21 protein-coding genes, 6 tRNA genes and 1 riboswitch are annotated in these 19,977 nt (G+C 68.3%); of the genes, 14 read left to right on the top strand and 13 right to left on the bottom strand.

Features of this window, described 5'->3' with window-relative positions:
* Positions 1–28: 28 nt before the first annotated feature.
* The 4 genes from AC1DHD_RS00345 to AC1DHD_RS00360 all read right to left on the bottom strand — a co-directional run bounded on the left by AC1DHD_RS00345 (position 29) and on the right by AC1DHD_RS00360 (position 3,366).
* Positions 29–763: an SDR family NAD(P)-dependent oxidoreductase gene (locus AC1DHD_RS00345; RefSeq protein ID WP_476877771.1), complete on the bottom strand. Its 735-nt coding sequence runs from the start codon at positions 761–763 to the stop codon at positions 29–31.
* Complete coding sequence (locus AC1DHD_RS00350) at positions 760–2,148, bottom strand: DUF6421 family protein (protein WP_476877772.1); 1,389 nt, start codon at positions 2,146–2,148, stop codon at positions 760–762. The genes AC1DHD_RS00345 and AC1DHD_RS00350 overlap by 4 nt, the downstream gene beginning before the upstream one ends.
* Before the next feature lie 190 nt (positions 2,149–2,338).
* Entirely contained in the window at positions 2,339–2,860 is a 522-nt protein-coding gene (msrB, locus tag AC1DHD_RS00355; RefSeq protein WP_476877773.1) for a peptide-methionine (R)-S-oxide reductase MsrB, read from the bottom strand.
* Positions 2,861–2,874: 14 nt separating this feature from the next.
* Positions 2,875–3,366 carry a hypothetical protein gene (locus AC1DHD_RS00360; protein WP_476877774.1) on the bottom strand — a complete coding sequence of 164 codons (492 nt, stop codon included), beginning with the start codon at positions 3,364–3,366 and terminating at the stop codon, positions 2,875–2,877.
* Between the two features lie 254 nt (positions 3,367–3,620).
* On the opposite strand from AC1DHD_RS00360, the gene AC1DHD_RS00365 reads away from it, so the two are divergent.
* Entirely contained in the window at positions 3,621–4,838 is a 1,218-nt protein-coding gene (locus tag AC1DHD_RS00365) for an alpha/beta hydrolase family protein (RefSeq protein WP_476877792.1), read from the top strand.
* Here AC1DHD_RS00365 and ybaK read toward each other — a convergent pair.
* From ybaK to AC1DHD_RS00380, 3 genes are all read right to left on the bottom strand, one after another.
* Positions 4,835–5,332 (bottom strand): Cys-tRNA(Pro) deacylase, encoded by a 498-nt coding sequence (ybaK, locus tag AC1DHD_RS00370; protein WP_476877775.1) that lies wholly within the window; start codon positions 5,330–5,332, stop codon positions 4,835–4,837. The two genes, AC1DHD_RS00365 and ybaK, sit on opposite strands and share 4 nt — an antisense overlap.
* Before the next feature lie 9 nt (positions 5,333–5,341).
* Positions 5,342–5,812 (bottom strand): SufE family protein, encoded by a 471-nt coding sequence (locus AC1DHD_RS00375; RefSeq protein ID WP_476877776.1) that lies wholly within the window; start codon positions 5,810–5,812, stop codon positions 5,342–5,344.
* A gap of 69 nt (positions 5,813–5,881) precedes the next feature.
* On the bottom strand, positions 5,882–6,799 hold the full coding sequence (locus tag AC1DHD_RS00380) for a sulfurtransferase (RefSeq protein WP_476877777.1): 918 nt from the start codon (positions 6,797–6,799) through the stop codon (positions 5,882–5,884).
* A 213-nt stretch (positions 6,800–7,012) separates the two neighbouring features.
* Between AC1DHD_RS00380 and zapE the strand changes: the two genes are divergently transcribed.
* On the top strand, positions 7,013–8,050 hold the full coding sequence (gene zapE, locus AC1DHD_RS00385) for a cell division protein ZapE (protein ID WP_476877778.1): 1,038 nt from the start codon (positions 7,013–7,015) through the stop codon (positions 8,048–8,050).
* A 273-nt stretch (positions 8,051–8,323) separates the two neighbouring features.
* On the opposite strand, the gene AC1DHD_RS00390 is transcribed toward zapE, so the two are convergent.
* The 6 genes from AC1DHD_RS00390 to AC1DHD_RS00415 form a co-directional block, all read right to left on the bottom strand.
* Entirely contained in the window at positions 8,324–8,590 is a 267-nt protein-coding gene (locus tag AC1DHD_RS00390; RefSeq protein ID WP_476877779.1) for an antitoxin, read from the bottom strand.
* Between the two features lie 158 nt (positions 8,591–8,748).
* Positions 8,749–8,823: transfer RNA gene (locus tag AC1DHD_RS00395), tRNA-Val, on the bottom strand.
* Positions 8,824–8,872: 49 nt separating this feature from the next.
* Positions 8,873–8,945: transfer RNA gene (locus AC1DHD_RS00400), tRNA-Gly, on the bottom strand.
* A gap of 56 nt (positions 8,946–9,001) precedes the next feature.
* Positions 9,002–9,076 (bottom strand) — tRNA-Val (locus AC1DHD_RS00405).
* A 40-nt stretch (positions 9,077–9,116) separates the two neighbouring features.
* Positions 9,117–9,187 (bottom strand) — tRNA-Cys (locus tag AC1DHD_RS00410).
* A gap of 46 nt (positions 9,188–9,233) precedes the next feature.
* A tRNA-Gly gene (locus tag AC1DHD_RS00415) sits at positions 9,234–9,306 on the bottom strand.
* Between the two features lie 1,199 nt (positions 9,307–10,505).
* On the opposite strand from AC1DHD_RS00415, the gene AC1DHD_RS00420 reads away from it, so the two are divergent.
* The 12 genes from AC1DHD_RS00420 to AC1DHD_RS00475 all read left to right on the top strand — a co-directional run.
* A tRNA-Val gene (locus AC1DHD_RS00420) sits at positions 10,506–10,577 on the top strand.
* An 86-nt stretch (positions 10,578–10,663) separates the two neighbouring features.
* A complete protein-coding gene (locus AC1DHD_RS00425; RefSeq protein WP_476877780.1) occupies positions 10,664–11,509 on the top strand; it encodes a cytochrome in 846 nt (281 codons plus the stop codon).
* A 104-nt stretch (positions 11,510–11,613) separates the two neighbouring features.
* Positions 11,614–12,204, top strand: a complete 591-nt coding sequence (def, locus tag AC1DHD_RS00430; protein ID WP_476877781.1) for a peptide deformylase — start codon at positions 11,614–11,616, stop codon at positions 12,202–12,204.
* Complete coding sequence (gene fmt, locus AC1DHD_RS00435) at positions 12,201–13,121, top strand: methionyl-tRNA formyltransferase (RefSeq protein ID WP_476877782.1); 921 nt, start codon at positions 12,201–12,203, stop codon at positions 13,119–13,121. The genes def and fmt overlap by 4 nt, the downstream gene beginning before the upstream one ends.
* Positions 13,118–14,707 carry an RsmB/NOP family class I SAM-dependent RNA methyltransferase gene (locus AC1DHD_RS00440; RefSeq protein ID WP_476877783.1) on the top strand — a complete coding sequence of 530 codons (1,590 nt, stop codon included), beginning with the start codon at positions 13,118–13,120 and terminating at the stop codon, positions 14,705–14,707. The genes fmt and AC1DHD_RS00440 overlap by 4 nt, the downstream gene beginning before the upstream one ends.
* 61 nt (positions 14,708–14,768) lie before the next feature.
* Positions 14,769–15,437: a ribulose-phosphate 3-epimerase gene (rpe, locus tag AC1DHD_RS00445; RefSeq protein WP_476877784.1), complete on the top strand. Its 669-nt coding sequence runs from the start codon at positions 14,769–14,771 to the stop codon at positions 15,435–15,437.
* An 81-nt stretch (positions 15,438–15,518) separates the two neighbouring features.
* Positions 15,519–15,669, top strand: a riboswitch (FMN riboswitch).
* A 272-nt stretch (positions 15,670–15,941) separates the two neighbouring features.
* A complete protein-coding gene (gene ribD / locus AC1DHD_RS00450) occupies positions 15,942–17,015 on the top strand; it encodes a bifunctional diaminohydroxyphosphoribosylaminopyrimidine deaminase/5-amino-6-(5-phosphoribosylamino)uracil reductase RibD (RefSeq protein ID WP_476877793.1) in 1,074 nt (357 codons plus the stop codon).
* Positions 17,015–17,683 (top strand): riboflavin synthase, encoded by a 669-nt coding sequence (locus AC1DHD_RS00455; protein ID WP_476877785.1) that lies wholly within the window; start codon positions 17,015–17,017, stop codon positions 17,681–17,683. Before ribD ends, AC1DHD_RS00455 begins: the two co-directional genes overlap by 1 nt.
* Entirely contained in the window at positions 17,680–18,363 is a 684-nt protein-coding gene (ribB, locus tag AC1DHD_RS00460) for a 3,4-dihydroxy-2-butanone-4-phosphate synthase (protein ID WP_476877786.1), read from the top strand. The genes AC1DHD_RS00455 and ribB overlap by 4 nt, the downstream gene beginning before the upstream one ends.
* A 23-nt stretch (positions 18,364–18,386) precedes the next feature.
* Positions 18,387–19,082 (top strand): GTP cyclohydrolase II, encoded by a 696-nt coding sequence (gene ribA / locus AC1DHD_RS00465; RefSeq protein WP_476877787.1) that lies wholly within the window; start codon positions 18,387–18,389, stop codon positions 19,080–19,082.
* Positions 19,083–19,142: 60 nt separating this feature from the next.
* The gene (ribH, locus tag AC1DHD_RS00470) at positions 19,143–19,628 is read left to right on the top strand and encodes a 6,7-dimethyl-8-ribityllumazine synthase (protein ID WP_476877788.1); all 486 of its coding nucleotides are present in this window, start codon (positions 19,143–19,145) and stop codon (positions 19,626–19,628) included.
* A gap of 94 nt (positions 19,629–19,722) precedes the next feature.
* Positions 19,723–19,977, top strand: a 255-nt coding sequence (locus tag AC1DHD_RS00475; RefSeq protein ID WP_476877789.1) for a phosphoribosyl-ATP diphosphatase, incomplete at its 3' end; no start/stop codon positions are given.

The following is a 19,977-nucleotide window of genomic DNA, read 5'->3' on the forward strand; positions in this document are numbered from 1 at the left end:
CTCACACTTTCAGTTTAGGGGTGCCGGCTTACCGGGCCAGCGGCAGGCGCCGGCCGTTCAGTTCAGCGGCGGGGGTGCGGAAGAGGTCGACGGCGGCGGCGGCCAGGTCTTCGACGTCGGTGAAGCCGGCGAACGTGCGCTCGGGCGACGCCGCGCGCATGGCGGCGTCGACCAGGGCCTTGACCACAAAGACGACGGCAGCGCTGTGCTGCTCCACCGGGTCTTCCTTGCGCCCCGACTGGGCGCGCCGGAAACCGTCGGCCACGGCGAGGGTCCACGCCTCGGCGGCGGCTTTGGCGGCGGCGTAGCTGGCGCCGCCCGCCGTCGGCGCGGCCACGGCAGTGGACGAGACGATGGCGAGGCGGCCGTTAGCCGACGCGGCGAGGTTGTCATAGAACGCGCGGCTGACGTTGCGCAGGGTGGTGACGGCGTTGCGTTCCAGGAAGTCCCAGTCCTCATCGCTCTGGTCCGCGATGCCCTTCGCGCCGCGCCATCCGCCCACCAGGTGGATCACGCCGTCAATGCCCCCGGTCGGTCCGGTGAGGTCGGCATGGAACTGCCGGACGGCGGCCGGATCAGCGAGGTCGCAGGTCAGCGGAACGACGCCGTCGCCCGCTGCGGCTGCTGCCGCCTGGATGCGGCCGGCATCGGAACCGACCGTGAAGACCGTGTGGCCGGCACCCCGGAGGGCGCGGGCGACGGCGATCCCGGACGGACCGCTGCCGCCGGCCACAAGGATGTTCAGGGGCGTTTCACCGCTCATTCGGCGGCCGTGTCCTGGCGGTTGCCGGTGGACCCCGTGATGCCGGCGGTCGATTCGATGACGGTCCGCATCTTCTTCTCCAGCGCCTCGTAGAACATGGAGAGCGGGAATTCGTCGTCGAGCACCTGGTCGGTCAGGCCGCGCGGCGGCCCGTCCAGCGGCAGGGCGCCGGGCCCCTTGGACCAGACGGATGCCGGGTTGGGTGTCACCGTGCCGGAGATGAGCTCATAGGCGGCCAGCCAGTGGGCCATCTTGGGGCGGTCGATCGAGCGCCAGTACAGTTCCTCGATCTTTGCGCCGAGTTCCACCACGACGTCRGCGGCCTCGTCCCAGTCGATGCTGAGCTTGCTGTCGGTCCAGTGCAGCACGTGGTGCTGGTGCATCCAGGCGAAGAGCAGCTGCCCGCCGAGGCCGTCGTAGTTGCGGACCCGGCTGCCGGTGATGGCGAAGCGGAAGATGCGGTCGAAGATGACGGCGTATTGGACCAGCTTGGCGTGCCGGCGTGCTTCCGGATCAGCGTCCTCGTCCTTTTCGATCCTGACGGACTCGCGGAAGGCGGTGAGGTCGCAGCGCAGTTCCTCCAGCGAGTACAGGAAGAACGGCATACGCTGCTTGATCATAAAGGGGTCGAACGGCAGGTCGCCGCGCATGTGGGTGCGGTCGTGGATGAGGTCCCACATGACGAAGGTTTCCTGGGTCAGTTCCTGGTCCTCGAGCAGGGCGGCGGCGTCAGCCGGAAGCTGCAGGGAGGTGATGTCCGCGGCGGCGGCCAGGACCCGGCGGAAGCGGGCGGCCTCGCGGTCGGCGAAGATCGCGCCCCACGTGAAGGTGGGGGTCTCGCGGACGGCGACCGTCTCGGGGAAGAGGACGGCGGAATTAGTGTCGTAGCCCGGGGTGAAGTCGAGGAAGCGGATCGGGACAAAGAGTTTGTTGGAGTACTCGCCCGCCTCCAGGCCGGCGATGAACTCCGGCCAGATGACCTCGATGAGGACGGCCTCGACCAGGCGGTTGTTGCTGCCGTTCTGGGTGTACATCGGGAAGACCACGAGGTGCTGCAGGCCGTTGACGCGCTGCTGCTGCGGCTGGAACGCCTGGAGGGAGTCCAGGAAGTCGGGGACGCCGAAGCCGCCGTCGGCCCAGCGCCCGAAGTCGACGGCGAGCAGCTCGAGGTAGCTGGCGTCGTGCGGGAAGGCCGGGGCGAGGGCCGCGATGGCCGTGGTGATGGCGGTGACGTGGGCGGCGGCCGCCTCGTGGTCGGCGGCGTCGGGAACGGAACCGTCCTTCACCTGCAGGGCCTGGAGGGCGGTGGCGGCGGCCTTGAGGCGCTGCCACTCCGGGGATGCGGCGGTGATCGGGGCAGGTGCGGTGAGGGCGGTCGTGGTCATCGTCGGTCGCCTTTCTGGTTGCTGGGAACGTCTACGGCGAGCGTAGCAAGCAAACAGAACCTCTAACCCAAAAAGCAGCTGAGCATAAGAAACTCTGGGGCATCCGGACTGCGCCGGGCCGCCCAGCTCCAGCCCGGCGAGGGCTAGCGCCGGCTGGAGCTGGTTTGGCGTCGGTTTGGCGGAGAAAGGCTCAGGCGTCCGTGCCGGCGGCGGGTGCGTCCTCCGCGGCCACCAGCTTCAGCGAGACCGAGTTAATGCAGTAGCGCTGGTCCGTGGGCGTGCCGTAGCCCTCACCCTCAAACACGTGGCCAAGGTGCGAGTCACACGCCGCGCACCGGACCTCGATCCGTTCCATCCCTAGGGTGCGGTCGTGGATATAGCGGACGGTGCCATCAGCCAGGGGCGCCCAGAAGGAGGGCCAACCGCAGTGGGAATCGAATTTTTCCCGGCTGGTGAAGAGTTCCGCGCCGCACGCCCGGCACTGGTACACACCCTCGGTGTGCGTGTCCCAGTACTCCCCGGTGTACGGCCGCTCGGTCCCGGCCTGGCGCAGCACCCGGTATTCGTCCGGGGTGAGTTCCTCGCGCCACTGCTGATCGGTCTTTTCAACCGGGGACCGGCCTGCCGCGGCCGAATGGCCGGCCGCCGCGTCGGTGCCGGTTGCGGGGGAGGCGACGGGAGCGACTTTGGGTTTGTTGCTGAAGATACTCATGCCCTCATCAACGCTCAGGAGTCCCCGATAAATCCCGAGCCCGCATACAGGTGCAGCACCGGCAGGCCGAGCTTGTCCTGCGCCTCGTTGGCCCAGTCGGTGTGGAACGTGTCCGCGACCGCGTGCGGACGGGTAATCACGACGGCCTGCCCGGCATTCAGTTCCTTGACCTTGGCAACGAGGCCGTCCACGGCCCGGCCTTCCACGATCTCGCCACTCACGCCGCCGCCGATTCCGCCGAGGGCCGCCAGCGAGGTGGCAAGTGTTTCCGCCGCGGCGGTCCGTTCCACGCCGGGGTCGGGTTGCTTGGCGGTCAGCTGCCGGAAGGCCTTGGCGATTTCCAGCATGGAGAGGTTCTCCAGGAAATCCACCAGCAGATGGCGTTCGGTGTTTGCCGGTACCAGCACCACCAGCGGCGCATCGCCGTCGGCCACGAGGGTCTCGATGTTGACGCGGTCGTCCGCGCCGAGGGGCTCTTCTGTCAGGATGACGATGGGATCGCTCATGCCCCCAGCCTAGTCCCGCCCTCACCGGGCCGCACGGATTAGCCGACGGTGCGCCGGATGCCGTGCTTGGCGGGGAGTTCGGTAAGAATGGTTCCATGGCCTCCACCCAGCGCCTCGTCCCGCCAGCCCCCCGCACGCCCACCGCCCGGGCAACGTCCCGTGCGCTTCCGGTGCCCGCCCGCCGCGGCGCCGCGCCGGACCTGGGACTGCCCGAGACGCGGGTCTCGGGTAACGCGAAGTGGGYCGTGGGCGGCATGATCGGCGGCGGAGCGGCAGCGGGCCTCCTGGCCGCCGGTTCCTCGGCGCTGGCCCTCTACTTTGCCCGCAGGGTCATCACTCCGGTCCGGGTCCGCGAGGAAGACCAGGAAGTGCTGGCCGTCATCCGCGAAGGCCGCGGGCTGCAGGTCATCCTCAAGGCCACCCCGGATTCCACCGTGGAAGGGGTGTACGGCTTCTTCTTCGACGGCGGGCGCGGCCACGCACGGCTCGGACGGATCCTCTCGTATTCACCCGCCGAGCAAACGGTCCTGCGGGAGGTCGAGGCGGTCTACAGCGGCGACCTGACCACGGCGCGGCGCGGTTACTGGAGCGGGGCCGTCCAGCCCGATCCCGGGTCCATCGGGCTGCCCGCCACCGAAGTGCAGATCGAGGTCGACGGCGGCCTGGCCCCGGCGTGGCTGATCCCGGCCGCCCCCTCGGCCGATGCGCCGCCGTCGGAAGTCTGGGCGATTATGGTGCACGGCCGCGGCGCCACGCGCCAGGAGGGCCTCCGGGCCGTGCGCGTTGCCCGGGAGCTGGGGCTGTCCAGCCTGCTGATTTCCTACCGTAACGACGGGCTGGCACCCTCGGCCGAGGACGGCCGTTACGGCCTGGGGTCCACGGAGTGGCGCGATGTGGAGTCCGCCATCAGCTATGCGCTGGAGCACGGCGCGCGGGAGGTGGTGCTTTTTGGCTGGTCCATGGGCGGTGCCATCTGCCTGCAGACTGCGGACCTTTCCCGCCACCACCACCTGATCCGGGCCATGGTCCTGGATGCGCCGGTTATTAACTGGGTGAACGTGCTGGCCCACCACGCCGAGCTGAACCGGATCCCGTCCGCCGTCGGCCGCTACGGGCAGCTGATGATGAGCCATCCATTGGGGCGCCGGCTGACCGGGCTGGCCGCGCCGGTGGACCTGAAGGCGATGGACTGGGTCTCCCGCGCGGTGGAGCTCCGGACGCCAACCCTGATCCTGCATTCCGTGGATGACGAATACGTCCCCTACGGCCCGTCGGCCGCCCTCGCCGAAAAGAACCCCGAGATGGTGACATTCGAGGCCTTCGACACCGCGCGGCACACCAAGGAGTGGAACGTTGACCCGGAGCGCTGGGAGTCGCTGGTCAGCGCCTGGCTGCGGCAGCAGCTTGCTCCCCGGCCGAACCCGGGCAGGCCCGATCCCATGACTGCCCCGGACGCCACACCCGCGGGCTAGCTTCGCGGCGTGCCGATCCTGGCCGTGGCCGCCCCAGTCAGCCGGATGAGGTCGGACGGGCTCAGCTCCAGGTCCAGGCCGCGGCGGCCGCCCGAGACAAGCATGGTCTCCACGTCCAGGGCGCTCTCGTCCACCACGGTGGGGGAGGGCTGCCGCTGGCCCAGGGGAGAGATGCCGCCCAGCACGTAGCCGGTGCGGCGCTCGGCCGTTGCCGGGTCCGCCATGACGGCCTTCTTGCCGCCCAGCGCGGCGGCTATCGCCTTCAGGTCCAGGTTGCCGCTAACCGGTACGACGCCGACAGCGAGTCGCCCGTCGACGTCGACCATCAGGGTCTTGAACACCCGGGAGGTTTCGATCCCCAGCACCTCGGCCGCTTCGAGGCCGTAGCTGGCGGCGGCGGGGTCATGGCTGTAGGGGTGCGCGGTAAAGGGAACCCCGGCCGCCGCGAGAGCCGCGGTGGCCGGGGTTCCCTGGGACGCATGTTTGCGTGCCACCGGACTGGTTCAGCCCTGCTGCGGCAGTGCCGCGACCTTGCGTTTGATCCGGCCCAGCATTGCCGTCATGCCGCGCATGCGCAGCGGCGTAATAGCCCGCGTCAGGCCCAGCAGTTCGGGCATGTCGTCGGGGACCGCCAGGATCTCGGCCGGGCTGAGCCCGTCCAGGCCCTCGTGCAGGACCCCGGCGAAGCCGCGGGTTGTCGGTGCCTCGGGCGGGGCTTTGAAGAACAACCGGACCCGCTCCGGACCGGAGCCCGCACCGCCGTCGTCCGCTGGTTCGGTCTCAATGGTCAGGAACAACGGTGACTGGCACTCCACCACCTGTTCCATCAGTTCCGGGTGGTCCTGGAGCCGGGCAGGGGGATCCGGCAGCTCGCGCGAGAACTCGAGGAGCAGCTGGAGCCGCTCCGCCTCCTCGAGGGCCTGGAAGTCGTCCACAATGTCCGCCAGCGCGGCGGGAAGAGCTGAAGTATTCATCATTCCCAGCTTACGCACGGCCCGCTGGTTTTGGCGTGCCGGCGTCTAAGCTCCTCGCGCCCATCCCGGCTACCGTCCGGCCGGAACGGTGCCGCGGTCGGTGCCCTTCGCGATCGGGACACGCACGGCGTTGCCCCATTCGGTCCAGGAGCCGTCGTAGTTGCGGACGGTTTCGAAGCCCAGGAGGTACTTGAGGGCGAACCAGGTGTGGCTGGAACGTTCGCCGATCCGGCAGTACGCCACGACGTCGTCGCCGTCCTTCAGGCCGGCTTCCTCGAGGTAGAGGGCTTCCAGTTCGGGGCGGCTGCGGTAGGTGCCGTCCTCGGCCGCGGCCCGGGCCCACGGAATGGAAGCTGCGGTGGGGATGTGGCCCCCGCGCAGGGCGCCCTCTTCCGGGTAGGCAGGCATGTGGGTGCGCTGGCCGGTGTATTCCTCGGCCGAGCGGACGTCGATCAGGGGCTTGCCGAAATGCGCCAGGACGTCTTCCTTGAAGGCCCGGATCGGGGCGTCGTTTCGCTCCACCACGGGGTAGTCGCCCGGGGCTGGCACCGTCTTGTCCGTGGTGATCGGGCGGCCTTCGGCGATCCATTTGTCGCGTCCGCCGTCAAGCAGCCGGACGTCCTCGTGGCCGAACAGGGTGAAGACCCAGAGGGCGTAGGCAGCCCACCAGTTGGACTTGTCGCCGTAGATCACTACGGTGCTGTCCCGGGAGATGCCCTTGGCGGCGGCAAGGGCCGCGAAAGCCGCGCCGTCGACGTAGTCACGGGTGACCTCGTCGTTCAGGTCGGTGTGCCAGTCGATCTTGACCGCGCCGGGGATGTGGCCGGTCTCGTACAGCAGGACGTCCTCGTCGGACTCGACCACCACGAGCTTGCCGCCGTCGAGCGCGCCGCCTTCCATGGCCGCCGCGAGCCACCCGGTGGACACAAGGCGTTCGGGGTGGGCGTAGGCGGTGAATTTCTCGTTCTGCTCAACGGGGTAGGGCATGAAGTTGGCCTTTCACTGGGCGTCGGGGAGGCCTGGCGTGAGGTGCTGCGCGGCGCCGGGCCTTTACCCACACTAACCACGCCCCGGCGGGATTGCTTCCCCGACTACATACTCTGAAATATGGGCTTGCTCACTCCCGTTCGTCGCCCGGAAGGGAAATCCGCCTTTGCCGGTATCCTTTCTGGGGACACGAGACCAGCAGAACGGACCACCTTGGTACAGATCGAACAGCTCGCCGCCAGAACACCGGCGGTTTCCGTGGATGAACTCCTGAACGGGTTTTATCCGTCGCCGCGCTTCGGTGAGGTTTCCTTCGCCAGCTACCGGCCGGATCCGGCGCAGCCCAGCCAGGCCCAAGCCGTCCACGCCCTGCAGAACTTCGCCGCCGGCGTCGGGTCCGGGGACGGCGACGGCCTGTTCAAGCGGCTGTTCGGCAAGAAGGACACGTCCCGGGCAGGCATCTACCTGGACGGCGGCTTCGGGGTGGGCAAGACCCACCTGCTCGCGTCGCTGTGGCACGCGGCTCCTGGGCCCAAGGCCTTCGGGACGTTCGTGGAGTACACCAACCTGGTGGGCGCATTGTCCTTCCGCAAGACCGTGGAGGCGCTGAGCCACTACAAACTGGTCTGCATTGACGAATTCGAGCTCGACGATCCGGGCGACACGGTCCTGATGTCCCGGCTGATGCGCGAGCTGGCCGACGCCGGCGTCAAGCTCGCGGCAACGTCCAACACCCTGCCGGGCTCGCTCGGCGACGGCCGGTTTGCCGCCGTCGACTTCGCCCGCGAGATCCAGGTCCTGGCGGACCAGTTCGACGTCGTCCGCATCGACGGCGAGGACTTCCGCCACCGCGGCCTGCCGAAGGCGCCCGCGCCCCTGCGCAACGACGAACTGGCGCACCACATGAAGGCGGAGTTCGACGGCCAGACSGTGGCCAAGGAYGAATTCAGCACCCTGATCAACCACYTSGCSGGKGTGCACCCGAGCCGCTACCGKCAGCTGATCGACGGGATCGACGGCGTSGTGTGGCGCAACGTCGAGACSATCACCGAGCAGGCCGTGGCGCTGCGCTTTGTGGTCCTCGCGGACCGGCTGTACGACAAGGACGTGCCGATCCTGGCCAGCGGCGTGCCGTTCGACCAGCTCTTCACCGAGGAGATGATGACCGGCGGGTACATGAAGAAGTACTTCCGTGCCGTGTCCCGGCTGACCGCCCTGGCCCGCGAAGGACAGAACCACGAACCGTCGTAGGCGGGTGGTGGTAGCTGGTAGCTGGTAGCTGCGGGCGTGCGGCTGTTGGCAGCAGTGCCGCAGTGCCGCGGGGGAGCGCCGGCGAACGCCGCGGGTGAACGCCGCGGGTGATTGCATCGGGTGCCGGCGGTTTCAGGGCACGGTGGGGAAGCCCGCCGCGTTGGTCCCCGCCCGGTGATCGTACGCGACCCCACGCGTCCACCTCGGCCTTTAAACGCCAAAGGTGCCGGCGCCACCTCTCGGCGGGACCGGCACCTCATTGACGTACCTGGGTCAGAGGCCCTGCGGCCGGGTTTCCCCGGCGACTGGCGGCTCCTCCGCGACGTGCGGTTCGACGACGGGGGCCGTTTCCGGTTCCACGTTCGACTTGTCCACGAAGTCAGAGGCGCCACGCTGGACGGAATCGACCTTGTCGGCGTACTTTCCGCCGGTCTTGGAATCGACGAAGTCACCCGCCTTCTCGATACCGTCCTTGATGGCCTGTTCGTTGCCATCAATCAGATGCTGAGCCTTGCCCTTTAGATCGTCAAGTAAACCCACGGGCACCTCCCTTCTGTCGCGGAGCCAGATCGCTCCTAGCACTTTCGATCCTAACCGGAGGGTTGGGGGGTGCCAAGGGTTGTCCGCCCAGAGGAGAAAGACCCCCGCAGCGTGAGGGGTCAGGATACGAAAAAAGCAGCTCCGGGGGAGCTGCTGTGTGGTGGGCGATACTGGGATCGAACCAGTGACCTCTTCCGTGTCAGGGAAGCGCGCTACCGCTGCGCCAATCGCCCGCAACCGGAAGGATCCGGAGTGGAGTTGTGTAAAGCTGAAAAACAACAGAGCGGACGACGAGATTCGAACTCGCGACATCCACCTTGGCAAGGTGGTGCTCTACCAGCTGAGCTACGTCCGCATTTTAGTCCGTTCCGGCCAGGCCGGTGGTACTGGATCAAGCAAGTTTCCTCGCTTTGGTGGGCGATACTGGGATCGAACCAGTGACCTCTTCCGTGTCAGGGAAGCGCGCTACCGCTGCGCCAATCGCCCCTTTGCATCCGGCCGGAACCGGAAACCAGGGTTTTCACCGAGGTGGGTACGGGATTCGAACCCGTGTATACGGCTTTGCAGGCCGCTGCCTCGCCTCTCGGCCAACCCACCGTGTAGACAGGATTCCGAAGAACCTTTGCCGTGACAGTGTCCTGCGAGCGGACGACGAGATTCGAACTCGCGACATCCACCTTGGCAAGGTGGTGCTCTACCAGCTGAGCTACGTCCGCAATGTTGCCTGCGATTCCCTGCCGYATTCGGCATTTCCTCGCGTTCCAACGAGTAAGAACTCTATAGGAGGTTCAGGSAATCTACAAATCGGGCGTCCGTTGACGGCGACCGACCCCCGTCCTTCCCTGCAATCTAGGGGATTTTGCTAATTACAGGAGTGTAATTAGCGCTGGCTTCCGGGGCGGCGCGTTGTTGTTCTGACGAGCGGCCTGGGGCTGCCGCGGCGGGGTCGGCGCCGTGAGGTTGGGAGTACTTCGGTGCGTCGGTTCGCCAAAGATGGCCGCTATCCCGACCCACTTGGCGGCCACTTCTGGTAATTGGGCGCACAAACCAGCGATCTCAGTCCGATTCAGCGACGTCAGCGGCCACGGGGCTACCCACGGAGCCAGGTACCGGCCTAATGCAGCGATTCGCCAAAGATGGCCGCTATCCCGATCCACTTAGCGGCCACTTCTGGCAATTGGGCGCCGAGCCCAGCCGACCCGGACGGATGAGGGAGGACAAGAGCGGTTCCTTGCCATTGAACTACGACGCCGACCTTGGCGAGGATGGGTGACGACGCCGGGGTGGCGTCGACGTCATACGACGCCGGCTGCGGCTCATCTAAAGGATCCAGGCGGCCACCGGCAACGTCGATTCGCCAAAGATGGCCGGTAAGCCACCCCACTTAGCGGCCACTTCTGGCAAATGGGCGCAGCGCCAACCATCTTGGCCGGCTTCGACGACGGCCTTGCGGCGGGGCAGCCGGGCGACGACGTCGACGACAGGGGCCTAGGGGATCGTGGCGCTTCGTTCGCTACCGTCGCCCGAATGCGACAAGTTGGCTATCCAGTACGTCGATTCGCCAAAGATGGCCGCTATCCCAGCCACTTAGCGGCCACTTTTGGCAAATGGGCGCCGAAACCGCCGGCTCGTGCGTCTGCAGTGCCGTCACGATCACGGGCAACCGAACGACGACGTCGACGACGGGGGCCTGGGGAGCGACGGGCCACGTTGGCTACGGGCCCCCGAATGCGACCAGGTGGCCATCCAGTACGTCGATTCGCCAAAGATGGCCGCTATCCGAGCGACTTAGCGGCCACTTCTGGCAAATGGGCGCAGCGCCAACCCCACGTCCAGACCCCGCGCCCACCCAAACCGCCGTCGGAATGGCCGATTTCGATATTCCGCCAGGGTGGGCTAGCATTCAATGGCACCGGGGCGATTGGCGCAGTGGTAGCGCGCTTCGTTCACACCGAAGAGGTCACTGGTTCGAACCCAGTATCGCCCACCTGGAAAATGGTCCGTTCCGCTCTCAGAGCGGGGCGGACCATTTTGTTTTCCTACAGCGTCMGACCCCCGTGAAAGAGTCTTTCTATGACCGCCCCGCTTCTCGCCCACGCCACCGAATACGGCCGGATGTACGCCCGCTCCACTTCGGCGCAGTTCACCGTTCCGTCCATCACCACGGTGATCGGCCAGCAACCGCACGGCCTGGACGGCTGGTTCGGGTACATGGGAGCGAACAGCCTCGCCTCGGACCCCACACTGCCGGCCATCCTGGGCAGCCCCGCGAAGGTCCGGCAGGCAGTGAGCCGCGCGGCCAAAGCCGCCGAGACCCACCGGGACGACGCCGCCAAGCGCGGCGACCGGGTCCACAACTACTGCGAACAGGTGGCTCTGCGCGCTCTTGGCCGCCCGCACCAGATGAAGGAAACCCGTGAGGCACTGGCTGCCAACGGGGAGGAAGCCTTTGCCGCCCGCTTCGACGAATGGTGGGAGCTCTTCCAGGTGGAGCCGATTGCCCCGGAGATCACGGTGTGGAACCAGACCGTGGGCTACGCGGGCACGCTGGACCTGGTGGCCCGGATCAACGGCCGCACGTGCCTCATCGACTACAAGACCAAGGGGACCAGCCGGGACGGGACGGTCAAGCCCCTCGACGCAAAGGTCGTGATGCAGCTGGTGGCCGGGATGAAGGCCGAAGAAAGCCTGGTGGACCCGGTCGCGGGGGAGTGGGAGCCGTGGCAGCACGGGGATTCACCGCTTCTGCTCGCGGTCGCCATCGGCGAGACGGAGGTCCGGCCGGTGCGGGCCAACCCGGATGTCCTCAAGCACCACTGGTGGAAGTTCTGTGCGTTGCGCAGGGTCTGGGAGATGTCCGCGGACACGGCGGCGGCCGGGCCGGCCCTGCTGCCAATCGCCCCGCCGGTGGCCCGCTGACCCTAACCGCTGACCCTGAATCCCCGGGCCGCCATGAACGAAACCCGGGGCTGCCACTAAACTGGTCGGGATCCCTAGCCGCCCACCGTGAGGACAGACTGACCATGGCCATACTGAATATCCGCATCATCGGGGACCCTGTGCTGCGCACAGTTGCCGATCCCGTGACGGAATTCGGGCCGGAGCTGGAAAAGCTCGTCGCCGACATGATCGAAACCATGGAGGACGTGGAGGGCGCCGGCCTGGCCGCGCCGCAGGTCGGCATCAGTCAGCGAGTCTTCACCTACCGCATCCGTGGGGTTGAGGGGCACATTATTAACCCCGTCCTGGAGAACAGCGATGACTTCCAGCCCGACGAAGTTGAGGGCTGCCTCTCCATCCCCGGCCTGGGCTTCCCGGTCCGGCGCCACCGCGCCACCCGGGTCACCGGCGTCGACGTCCACGGCAACGAGGTGGTGCTCGACGGCGAGGGGATGCTCGCCCGCGTTTTCCAGCACGAGACCGACCACMTGGACGGSATCCTGTTCACSGACCGGCTCGAGGGCGAGGACCGCAAGGCGGCCCTGCGCGCCATCCGCAATGCAAACTATGACGCCATTACGGAGCAGACGACGTCGAAGCGCGCCAAGACGGTCGGCTCCAGCTTCGGGGGCGGCAGCTTCGGCCAGGGTTCGTCCTTCGGGATCGGCCAGTGAGGGTTCTTTTCGCAGGGACTCCCGCCGTGGCCGTCCCTGCACTGGACGCCCTCGTCGCTGCCGGTTTCGACGTCGTCGCCGTGCTGACCCGGCCGGACGCGCCGCTGGGACGCAAGCGCATCCTGACGCCGTCGCCCGTGGCCGCCCGCGCCGCCGAGCTGGGCATCGAGATCATCCACGCCACCCGGGTCGACGCCGCGGTGACGGCACGAATCGCGGCGGCCGCGCCCGACGTCGCCGCGATCGTCGCGTACGGCGGCCTGATTCCGCGGGCGGCCCTCGATATCCCGCGCCACGGCTGGATCAACCTGCACTTCTCGCTCCTGCCGGCCTGGCGCGGTGCCGCACCCGTGCAGCGCGCCATCATCGCCGGTGACGACATCACCGGCGCCGTGACGTTCCGGCTCGAGGAAGGCCTCGATACCGGCCCGGTGTTCGGCACCGTCACCGAGGCGGTGCGGCCCACGGACACTGCCGGGGATCTCCTGGAACGGCTGTCGCACAGCGGCGCCGTGCTGCTGAGCCAGACCCTTTCCGCCGTCGACGCCGGCAGGGCCTCGGCCATTCCACAACAGGGCGAGGTCAGCCTCGCCCCCAAACTTGGCCTTGACGATGGCCGCCTCGACTGGCAGCAGCCGGCCCTGGCGATTGGACGCAGGGCACGCGGGGTCACCCCCGAGCCCGGCGCCTGGACCATGTGGGACGGGCAGCGGGTCAAGCTTGAGCCGCTCGTGCTGCGGCCCGGCGCGCCGGCACTCCGCCCGGGCCAGCTGGTGCTCGACGGCAAGGCCGTCCTGGTGGGTACCGGCTCACATCCTGTGGAACTCACCCGGGTCCAGCCTTCGGGCAAGAAAATGATGAACGCCGCCGACTGGGCGCGCGGGCAGGCAACACTGGAAAGCGTGGTCTTCGAATGAGCGAGTCCGGAACAAGCGGCAGCGGCCGGGGCCGGGGGGAGCAATCTGGCGGCCAAGGCGGCCAAGGCAACCAGAACGGCCAGGGCAACCGGGGCGGCCAGGGCCAGCGCAACTCCAAGCGCAACGCCCAGGGCCGGGAGCGGAACCGTGGCCCGCAGCGGGGATTCACCGAGAACGCTCCCTCCCAGCGCACCCGGCGCGCCGATCCCGCCCGGCTGGTCGCTTTCGAGGTCCTGCGTGCCGTGGCCGCCGAGGACGCCTACGCGAACCTGGTGCTGCCCGCCCGGATCCGGCACCACGGCCTGGACAAGCGCGACGCCGGTTTTGCCACCGAGCTCAGCTACGGCGCCCTCCGCGGCCAGGGAACCTATGACGCGATCCTCGCCCGCTGCGTGGACCGTCCCCTGGACCAGCTCGATCCCGCCATCCTCGATGCCTTGCGGATCGGGGCGCACCAGCTTCTGGCCATGCGGGTCCCGGCGCATGCTGCCCTGGACGAAACCGTGGGCCTGGCCCGCGCCGTGATCGGTGCCGGCCCGTCGGGCCTGATCAACGCCGTGCTCCGCAAAGTTACCGCGCACACACTCGAGGAATGGCTGGAGCTGATCCTCCGCGACGAACAGGACGAGACCAAGGTGGCCTCCGTCCGCTACGCCCACCCCGAATGGATCGTCCGCGCCTTCCGGCAGTCCCTCGTGGCGCATGGTCGTCCGGTCACGGAAATCAACGACCTCCTCGAGGCGGACAACGCGGCCCCCGTCGTTAACCTGGTGGCCTTGCCCGGCCTCGGCAGCCTCGACGAGGCGCTCGAAGGCGGTGCCACTCCCGGGGAGCTCGTGGAGGGATCCGCGCTCTCCAGCGGCGGTGACCTTGGCCGGCTCGCCTCCGTGCGGGAGGGCAGCACCCGCGTCCAGGACGTCGGCTCGCAGCTGGTGGCCCGCGCGCTGGCCTCCGTGGACCTCACCGACGCAGGTGCCGGGCCCGACGGCGAACGCTGGCTTGACCTCTGCGCCGGCCCCGGCGGCAAGGCTGCCCTGCTCGGCGCCCTGGCCCGCCAGCACGGTGCCACCCTGCTGGCCAACGAACCCGCACCCCACCGCGCGAAACTGGTCCGGCAGGCGCTGACGGCCGTGCCGTCCGAGGTCTGGGACGTCCGCACCGGCGACGGGCGCGAGGTTGGCGCCGAGATGGCCGGGAGCTTCGACCGCGTGTTGGTTGACGTGCCCTGCACCGGACTCGGCGCACTGCGCCGCCGCCCCGAATCCCGCTGGCGGCGCACGCCGAAGGACCTGGTGGATCTCGGCCCGCTGCAGCGCGACCTGCTCAAGTCGGCGCTCGATGCGGTCAAGCCCGGCGGCGTTGTGGCCTACGTGACGTGTTCCCCGCACCCGGCCGAGACCACCGCCGTCGTCACCGATGCCCTGCGCAAGCGCGAGGACCTCGAACTGCTGGACGCCGGAGCCGCCCTGGACGCCGTCAGCCTCACCGGACACCTTGAGGCCGGCCACGAACTGACCGCCCAGCTCTGGCCGCACCTGCACCGCACGGACGCCATGTTCCTGGCGCTCATCCGCAAAAAAGCCTGAGCCCAGGGCCATACTGGCACCAGTTTCCCGATTTCCGACCCGCGCTACGACAAGGACATCCATGGCCCACCGCTGTATCCACCCGAGCATCCTTTCGGCGGACTTCGCTAACCTGCAGTCCGAACTGCAGAGAATCAAGACTGCCGACGCCGTGCACGTGGACGTTATGGACAACCACTTCGTGCCCAATCTCTCGCTGGGGCTTCCCGTGGTCCAGCGGCTGCAGGACGTCAGCCCGATCCCGCTGGACGCACACCTGATGATCGATCACGCCGACCGCTGGGCACCGGCCTACGCCGACGCCGGGCTGGCGTCGGTGACCTTCCACGCCGAGGCCTCCATCGCACCGGTGAAACTGGCCCGCGAACTGCGCGCCCGGGGCGCCAAGGCGGGCATCGCACTGCGGCCCGGCAGCAGCGTGGAACCGTTCCTGGACATGCTCGGCGAACTGGACATGATCCTCATCATGACCGTGGAACCCGGCTTCGGCGGCCAGGAGTTCCTTGATCTCACGCTGCCCAAGATCCGCCGGGCCAGGGCCGCCATTGACGCGTCGGGACTGGACATCAAGCTCCAGGTCGACGGCGGCATCACCGAGGAGACCATCTGGCGGGCGGCCGAGGCCGGCGCCGACGTCTTCGTCGCAGGGTCCGCGGTTTACGGCGCCGACGACCCCGCGGACGCCATCGCCCGCCTCCGTGAAGCGGCCGGCAGCTGGCCGGGCAGCTGACTAAAACATGACGAACGGTGTACCGTCCGCCCGCGGGAATAGCCGGGCGGCGGCCGCAGTTGTGTCAGAATAGCTACACACATACGTGCTCCGGGGTCGGTGTAAGTCCGAACCGGCGGTTATAGTCCGCGACCCGCGAGCCGGCACTTCCCACTGGGAAGCTAACGGCGGACGGTTGAACCGGTGGAATTCCGGTACCGACAGTTAAAGTCTGGATGAGAGAAGCACGTACAGCTGTTACTGCGGCGCCCTTCGGTGCCGCGGCAGTGCGCTGTCGTATACCCCCGGAGCCATCGCGGTTCTAGAGGGAAGGAACGACACACACATGAACCCCTTGCGATGGCTCTTCGCCCACTCCGAGGTCCCCGGGGACCCGAGGAACGGCGCATGAGCGTCCAAACGGCTTCCGGGCCGCAAGACAAAGACCACGAAGACTTCGCCGCGGCCGGCTTCACCGCGGCCGGCTTCAGCGCGGCCGGCTTTAGCGCCGCAGAAACGGCGGCGATGGACGCTGCCCTCGCAGCGGCAGCCCAGGGCCCGCGCGGCGCGAACCCGCTCGTGGGCGCCGTCGTCATTGGGACAGACGGCACACCCCTGGTGACCGGCTACCACCGTGGTGCCGGCACCCCGCACGCAGAGGCCGACGCCATCCAGCAGGCCCGGGCGGCGGGCCTGGACCTCAGCGGCACCACCATGGTGGTCACGCTTGAACCCTGCAACCACTGCGGCCGGACCGGCCCCTGCGCCCAAGCCATCATTGACGCGGGCATCGCCGATGTCGTCTACGCCGTCGATGACCCGCACGACCCGGCCGCCGGGGGAGCCGCGACCCTGCGCGCCGCCGGAGTGCGCGTTCGCTCCGGCCTGGCCGCCGTCGAAGCGCTGGACCTCAACCGCCGCTGGTTTGACGCCGTGGCCGCCAAGCGCCCCTTCGTCACCCTGCACATCGCCCAGACCCTCGACAGCAGGATCGCGGCCGGCGACGGCACCAGCCAATGGATCTCCAGCCCGGAGTCCCTCGCCGACAACCACGCCCTGCGGGGCCGGATCGACGCCATCCTGGTGGGAACCCAGACCGTGCTGGTGGACGACCCCCGGCTTACCGCGCGCACACCGGACGGAACGCCGGCGCCCAAGCAACCGCTCCGCGCGGTCATGGGGCTCCGCGGCATCCCCGACGACGCTGCCGTTCATGGTGCCGACGGCAAGGTAATGCACCTGCCCACCCGGGACCCCCGCGAGGCCCTGGACCAGCTGTTCGACGCCGGTGTCAGGCACCTGATGGTCGAGGGCGGTTCACGCATCCTTAGCGCTTTCCTGGCCGCCGGACTGGTCGACGAGCTGATCGTCTACCTGGCCCCGACGCTCCTCGGCTCCGGCACTCCGGCCCTGGAAGACCTCGGCATCCGCACCCTCGCCGACGCCCAGCTGTGGGACTGGGACGCTGCCACCGGCGGCGCCGTGCGGATGCTGGGCCGCGATCTGCGGCTGCACCTTCGCCCCGCCGCCGGGGCCACCGACACTTCATCCGATTCCACCCCGCGCAACGCCGCGGACACCGCCGCAGGAGGCAACTGATGTTTACCGGAATTATCGCCGAACAGGGCAAGGTGCTCTCCGTCGAACGCGACGGCGACACCAGCGCCACGCTGCGCCTGCACGCCCCCAGCAGCACCGACGGCCTGGCCCTCGGCGGTTCAATCGCGGTCAACGGGGTTTGCCTGACCGCCACGGACATCGAGGGCACGGACTTCAGCGTCGACGTCATGGGCGAGACCCTGGTCCGGAGCACCATCGGCGCGCTGGCAGCGGGGGACCCGGTCAACCTCGAACGCTGCGTCCAGGCCGGTAGCCGGCTCGACGGCCACGTTGTGCAGGGCCACGTTGACGGCGTCGGCGAACTTGTGGAACGTGAGGCGCTGGGCAACTGGGACCGTCTGCGCTTCGCCGTCCCGTCCGGGCTGGCCCGCTACATCGCGGAAAAGGGCTCCATCGCGGTCGACGGCGTCTCACTCACCGTCACTGCCGTGAGCCCCGCGCCGGACCCGGCACCGTGGTTCGAAGTCGGCCTGATCCCCACCACCCTCGCCGAGACCGGCCTGGGCGCCAAACCGCTGGGCGGCCGCGTCAACCTTGAGGTGGATGTGCTGGCCAAGTACACCGAACGCCTGCTCGCCTTCGCCCCCACCGGGCACGGCGGGGCCCGCCACGCTGAGCCCGCCCACAGCCAGGCGGCCGCAAAATGAGCGGGCTCCAGGACCGCCACGGCGTGGCCGTCGACGCCTCGGCCGGCCTCGACCCGATCGAGGACGCCATCCGCGCCATGGCCGCCGGCCGCCCCGTGCTGGTGGTGGATAACGAGGACCGCGAGAACGAAGGCGACATCATCTTTGCCGCGCAGCACGCCACCCCGGCCCTGATGGGCTGGACCATCCGTTACAGCTCGGGCGTGATCTGCGTGCCGCTGACGGGCGAACGTGCCGACGCCCTGGAGCTGCCGCCGATGACGGCCATCAACCAGGACTCCAAGGGCACCGCGTATACGGTGTCGTGCGATGCGGYCGTGGGCGTCAGCACCGGTATTTCCGCCACCGACCGAGCCCTGACCGCCCGGATCCTCGCGGACGGCACCAGCCGGCCAAATTCCCTGACCCGTCCCGGGCATGTTTTTCCGCTTCGCGCCGTTAAGGGTGGTGTGCGGGAGCGTCCCGGCCACACCGAGGCAGCCGTTGAGCTGTGCCGGCTGGCGGGCCTTGAACCCGTAGGCGTAATTGCAGAAGTGGTGCACGACGACGGAGAAATGATGCGGTTGGATGGACTTCGCGGCTTTGCCCTCGAACACGGCTGCCCGCTGATTTCGATTGCTGATCTGGTGGCGTACCTTGAAGCCGGCAACACCGGCAGCCACGCGGCGGAATCCGCCTGAGACCCTTGGACTGAGGAGAAACAATGACGACTTCTGAAGCGCAGCCGGCCACCCCGGSMCAGCRGCTGCACCCTGTCAGCGGCGGACCGATCGTCCAGCTGCCCACCGCSTACGGCGAYTTYGTGGCSCAGGCCTGGACCGAYCTGGASACCGGCGCSGARCACCTCGCCGTCAGCTCCCCGCTGCCGGCCACCGACGGCCAGGCACCCCTGGTCCGGCTGCACTCCGAATGCCTGACCGGAGACGTCTTCGGCTCCTACCGCTGCGACTGCGGCGAACAGCTGGCCTACGCCCTGGAGATGATCCACGAATTCGGCGGCACCCTGCTCTACCTGCGCGGCCAGGAAGGCCGCGGCATCGGCCTGGCCAACAAGATCAAGGCCTACGCCCTGCAGGAGGCCGGGTTCGACACTGTGGAAGCCAACGAACAGCTCGGACTTCCCGTCGACGCCCGCTGCTACAAGGCCGCCGCGCAGATCCTCGCTGAGATGGGCCTGCACGAGATCCGCCTCCTGAGCAACAACCCGGACAAGCAGGACCGGCTGGCCAAGGCAGGAGTGCGGGTGGTTGAGATGGTCCCCACCGAGGTGCCGTCCCGCGAACAGAACCTGCGCTACCTGCAGACCAAAAAGGACCGTATGGACCACCGGCTGGTTCTTGACATGGAACCGGCCGCGCCGGCCAACGGACAGCGCGGCTTCGAGCACGAGCAGGACTGAGGCCGCGGGCCCGGCCCGCACCTCGCAAACCCCACCGACTTCCCACAGCAAGGAATCCCTATGAGCGGCCACGGCGCACCCCAGATTGACCTGACCACTTTCGAACCCGAGCAGACCTCCCAGCTGAGGCTGGCCATTGTGGCCGCGAGCTGGCACACCAAGATTATGGACGGCCTGCTCGACGGCGCGTTGCGGGCAGCCAAGGACGCCGGCATTGCCGAACCGACCGTGCTGCGCGTTCCCGGAACCTTTGAGCTGCCGGTCGCGGCCGCCCGGCTGGCACCGCACTTTGACGCCGTCGTGGCGCTCGGCGTCGTGATCCGCGGTGGCACCCCGCACTTCGAATACGTCTGCGAAGCCGCCACGCTGGGCCTCACCGAGGTCAGTGTCCGCACCGGCGTTCCGGTCGGCTTCGGCGTGCTGACCTGCGACACCGAACAGCAGGGCATTGACCGTGCGGGCCTCCCCGGCTCCACCGAGGACAAGGGCCACGAAGCCGTGGCGGCGGCCCTGGCCACGGCGGTCACGCTCAAGCAGTACTCCTAACCTGGCCTCGCAGGCTGTGTATTCGCTCACATCGGCGCCGTCATGCGGCGGCCCGGCAGGCGTGGTCTTGCCGTGAACAAGTAGGCTGGAGGGCGTGAAGAATTTCGAATCGCTGTTCGCAGAACTGAGTGAGAAGGCAGCCTCCCGCCCGGAGGGCTCCCGCACCGTCGCCGAACTGGATTCCGGAGTCCACGGCATCGGCAAGAAAGTCGTGGAGGAAGCCGCCGAGGTTTGGATGGCTGCCGAGTACGAATCCGATGAGGCCGCCGCGGAAGAAATTTCGCAGCTGCTCTATCACCTGCAGGTTCTGATGCTCGCCAAAGGCCTCAGCCTGGAAGACGTCTACAAG

The organism is Arthrobacter sp. 05L45_2 (assembly GCF_056397525.1).

Coding starts and splice junctions, on each gene's coding strand:
- AC1DHD_RS00345 (WP_476877771.1), bottom strand. CDS start 763: ATGAGCGGTGAAACGCCCCTGAACATCCTTGTGGCCGGCGGCAGCGGT.
- msrB (WP_476877773.1), bottom strand. CDS start 2,860: ATGAGTATCTTCAGCAACAAACCCAAAGTCGCTCCCGTCGCCTCCCCC.
- AC1DHD_RS00360 (WP_476877774.1), bottom strand. CDS start 3,366: ATGAGCGATCCCATCGTCATCCTGACAGAAGAGCCCCTCGGCGCGGAC.
- AC1DHD_RS00365 (WP_476877792.1), top strand. CDS start 3,621: ATGATCGGCGGCGGAGCGGCAGCGGGCCTCCTGGCCGCCGGTTCCTCG.
- AC1DHD_RS00375 (WP_476877776.1), bottom strand. CDS start 5,812: ATGAATACTTCAGCTCTTCCCGCCGCGCTGGCGGACATTGTGGACGAC.
- AC1DHD_RS00380 (WP_476877777.1), bottom strand. CDS start 6,799: ATGCCCTACCCCGTTGAGCAGAACGAGAAATTCACCGCCTACGCCCAC.
- AC1DHD_RS00425 (WP_476877780.1), top strand. CDS start 10,664: ATGACCGCCCCGCTTCTCGCCCACGCCACCGAATACGGCCGGATGTAC.
- AC1DHD_RS00440 (WP_476877783.1), top strand. CDS start 13,118: ATGAGCGAGTCCGGAACAAGCGGCAGCGGCCGGGGCCGGGGGGAGCAA.
- rpe (WP_476877784.1), top strand. CDS start 14,769: ATGGCCCACCGCTGTATCCACCCGAGCATCCTTTCGGCGGACTTCGCT.
- ribD (WP_476877793.1), top strand. CDS start 15,942: ATGGACGCTGCCCTCGCAGCGGCAGCCCAGGGCCCGCGCGGCGCGAAC.
- AC1DHD_RS00455 (WP_476877785.1), top strand. CDS start 17,015: ATGTTTACCGGAATTATCGCCGAACAGGGCAAGGTGCTCTCCGTCGAA.
- ribH (WP_476877788.1), top strand. CDS start 19,143: ATGAGCGGCCACGGCGCACCCCAGATTGACCTGACCACTTTCGAACCC.